The organism is Pantoea sp. CTOTU49201 (assembly GCF_032054795.1).
GTDB classification, from domain to species: domain Bacteria; phylum Pseudomonadota; class Gammaproteobacteria; order Enterobacterales; family Enterobacteriaceae; genus Pantoea; species Pantoea symbiotica.
This window is the reverse complement of the sequence record NZ_DAMBSA010000453.1, coordinates 1-3,544: the sequence shown is the minus strand read 5'-3', so window position 1 is coordinate 3,544 and position 3,544 is coordinate 1. Positions and strand designations below refer to the sequence as shown.

The window sequence follows — 3,544 nt, the reverse complement described above, 5'->3', positions numbered from 1 at the left end:
AGATCTGATGCGCGTTGCGATCGGCAAAGCGCATCACTTTGTCTTCAATCGACGGACAGTAACGTGGACCAATACCTTCGATGATCCCGGCATACATCGGGCTGCGATCGAGGTTATTGCGGATCACGTCATGCGTCTGTTCGTTGGTGTAGGTGATCCAGCACGGCACTTGTTGTGGATGCTGTGAAACCTTGCCCATGAACGAGAACACCGGCATCGGATTATCACCGTGCTGCGGTGTCAGCACCGAAAAGTCAATTGAGCGTGCGTCGATACGTGGCGGCGTGCCGGTTTTCAGACGGTTTACGCGCAGCGGCAGTGCACGCAGGCGTTTTGCCAATGGGATTGATGGCGGATCGCCTGCACGGCCACCGCTGTAATTATCCAGACCAATGTGAATTTTGCCATCGAGGAAGGTCCCGACGGTCAGCACCACTGTTTTGGCGCGGAACTTCAAGCCCATTTGCGTTACCGCACCGACGACACGATCGTTTTCCACAATCAGATCGTCAACCGCCTGCTGGAAGATCATCAGGTTCGGCTGGTTCTCCAGCGCAGTGCGTACCGCCTGGCGATACAGTACACGGTCAGCCTGAGCACGAGTGGCGCGAACGGCGGGGCCTTTACTCGCGTTTAGTATCCTAAACTGGATACCTGCCTGGTCAATTGCCGTGGCCATCAAACCGCCTAAGGCATCCACTTCCTTCACCAGATGTCCTTTCCCGATACCACCGATCGCCGGGTTACAGGACATTTGTCCAAGCGTATCAATGTTATGGGTGAGTAACAGGGTTTGCTGACCCATTCGGGCTGCGGCCATCGCGGCCTCGGTGCCCGCATGACCACCACCGATTACGATGACGTCAAAAGGATCTGGATAAAACATGAAGTGGGTCCTCGTTAATGTTTCGGACAGGGATCGTTGCCCTGGGCGGTGGATTCTACTGAAATTATGTCGGCGGCGAAAGTCGCGGGATCCTGAGGTTTAAAAGAAAGGATCTTAAGTCTTTTATATGATCTCTCTGTTAGATCTACTATTAGGATCGCTCCAGGCTGTTGATAACCCGAAAAAGCAATGATTTAACAGCGGATTAGAGAGGATCATTAGCTGTGAATGATCGGTGATCCTGATCCGTATAAGCTGGGATCAAAATAGCGACTTATGCACAGGTCAAAATAGAAGCAGCAGTTGTTCTTTGGATAACTACTGGTTATACGCATGAAACAGGCCATGTTATCCACAGTCGATCGCGTGTTTAAAGTATAAAAACAGCGTAATCAACTGGGGATCATTCTATTTTCCCGATCCCCAGCCACCGAAGATCGTTTTAAATCTGCGTTTTCCATGTGGCGACCCACACTTCAGCCGCGTCTTCCGGGATCTCATGCTCTAGCACGTCGATCTCCAGGCGATCGCCAATGCGTTTGGCACCCAACTGGTTCAATTGCTCTTCCAGCAGCTTGATCGCGCCGCAGAAAAGATCGTATTCATGATTGCCGATGCCTACTGCGCCATAACGTAAGCCAGTGAGGTCCGGTTTTGTCTCTTGCAGTGCTTCATATAAAGGAAGCAAATTATCAGGCAGTTCACCGGCACCGTGCGTGGAGGTAACGATCAGCCAAATGCCTTCCGGTTGCAGCTCATCCAGCTCTGGGCCATGCAGCACCTCGGTTGAGAAGCCCGCTTCCTGCAGTTTTTCTTCCAGATGCTCAGCAACATATTCGGCGCTGCCAAGGGTACTTCCACTGATTAACGTAATATCGGCCATGATGCTCTCCCGCACTAAAGGCGAGCATTGTACGCTGTGATCAAGCCGTGATCCACCTGTGGAAAACAGGGTTAATAGATGAAAGCATCAGGCGACAAGTCGCGCCATACGCGCGATCTGCCGGGGATAAGTTTGTGCACAGCTTAGAGAGGGATCACGGCTTAATGGTGCGCATGATCGGGTTTTGCAGTGAGATCAGAGTTTCGGTGGATTGAATTTCGTCGATGGTTTGGATCTTGTTGATCAATACCTGTTGCAAGGCATCGATCGATCGGCACATCACTTTGATAAAGATGCTGTAGTGGCCGGTGGTATACCAGGCTTCCACCACTTCATCCAGCGCGTCGAGTTTGCTCAGCGCCGCCGGATAGTCGCGCGCGCTTTTGAGGATAATGCCGATAAAGCAGCACACATCGAAGCCGAGCTGACGCGGATCGATCTCCACGCGCGTGCCTAAAATAATGCCCGCCTGACGCATCTTCTCTACCCGCACATGAATGGTACCGGGGCTGACGTTGAACTGTTTGGCGAGCTCGGCATAGGCGGTGCGCGCATTCTGCAGCAGCGCATTGAGAATGCCGCGATCCAGGTTATCCAGCTGAAGGTGTTCCGCCATTGTCCATCCTCGTTAAGTTTTTCTTCTATGAATAGAGGAGAATGTGCAGCAAATTAGCGGTGCAGGCAAGGTGCAGACAACAGGCTGGCCGTTGTCTGCCTGCTTTTTAGCGCTTACGCCAGAAGGTCACTTGCGCCTGCGTGTGCTGGAATTTACGCGCCGTTTCGCGGATGACAAATGGCACATCCTGCGGCGGTGCTACCTCGTCAAAGGCATCACGCAACAGACGCTGCAGCGCCTGATAGGTCGTCAGCGCTTCGCCATTCTCGCGAACACCGCCCAGCCAGTTCTCTTTCGGCGTGAAATCTTCCAGCCAGGTATACGGCGATGACAACACCAGCAAACCGCCGGAACGGATCATCGGAGTAATATCCTGCAGGAAGCGCTTCGGCTGACGCAGACGATCAATCAGGTTAGAGGCCAGCACCAGATCATAACGATCCGGCTGCGGCTTCAGGTTACAGGCATCACCCTGCACAAACTGAATGCGCTGCGCTTGCTCTGCTTCAAGACCAAACTCTTTCAGACGCACCTGACGATACTCCACCAGATCCCCTTCTTCGGGCACCACATAGCGGAAATCTTCACCGGAGGTCAGCTGCAGCGCGACATCAATAAAGCGCGCCGAGTAATCCATGCCGGTTACCGCGTTGAAGTGTCGTGCCAGTTCAAAACTGGCACGCCCGGTAGCGCAGCCGATGTCCAGCGCCTGACCGCGCGCGGCACAGTGCGGCAGCAGTTTTTCCACCAGCGCCGCCGCGTAGTTAGGCACGTTGTAGTAGCTCGGCCCGTACTGGAAATCGAGATACTGCGACACCATGCTGTCAGTTTCATAGGGATTGAGCTCCATGCTCTCTTCATGGGAAGAAACCACATAGCGGAAACCGGCGTGCTGGAAGAAGTGACGACGGAAAGCGTAGCGCGCAGATTTCAGCGCTTCGTTGCCGGTGGAAATCCAGCTGCCACCTTTGATCAGCGCATGTTTGCCATCAAAGGTCGGCGTCGAGAAGTCGTCGTACAGCGGATGCACCTTAAAGCCTTCGAAACCGTTGGTTGGCGTCGTGGTCCACTGCCAAACGTTGCCGACGATGTCGTAAAACTCACCCTGCGCGAAACGGTCGACGGGGCTGGAGGAAGCCCAATACGCCAGATTGATATT

General features: G+C 53.6%; 4 protein-coding genes. All 4 read right to left on the bottom strand.

The genetic code is table 11. From position 1 onward, the window contains the following. Window positions 1–886, bottom strand: an 886-nt coding sequence (locus RTY00_RS21975; protein ID WP_312666228.1) for an FAD-dependent oxidoreductase, incomplete at its 3' end; no start/stop codon positions are given. Window positions 887–1,328: 442 nt separating this feature from the next. Further along, complete coding sequence (mioC, locus tag RTY00_RS21970; protein ID WP_008106731.1) at window positions 1,329–1,769, bottom strand: FMN-binding protein MioC; 441 nt, start codon at window positions 1,767–1,769, stop codon at window positions 1,329–1,331. Window positions 1,770–1,923: 154 nt separating this feature from the next. After that, on the bottom strand, window positions 1,924–2,385 hold the full coding sequence (asnC, locus tag RTY00_RS21965; protein ID WP_008106733.1) for a transcriptional regulator AsnC: 462 nt from the start codon (window positions 2,383–2,385) through the stop codon (window positions 1,924–1,926). Between the two features lie 106 nt (window positions 2,386–2,491). Then, window positions 2,492–3,544 (bottom strand): putative 4-mercaptohistidine N1-methyltransferase (locus tag RTY00_RS21960; RefSeq protein ID WP_312666227.1); only part of this gene is annotated, 1,053 nt, incomplete at its 5' end.

Bases quoted from the DNA above. Each gene is read 5' to 3' on its own strand.
- mioC (WP_008106731.1), bottom strand. From the start codon at position 1,769: ATGGCCGATATTACGTTAATCAGTGGAAGTACCCTTGGCAGCGCCGAA.
- asnC (WP_008106733.1), bottom strand. From the start codon at position 2,385: ATGGCGGAACACCTTCAGCTGGATAACCTGGATCGCGGCATTCTCAAT.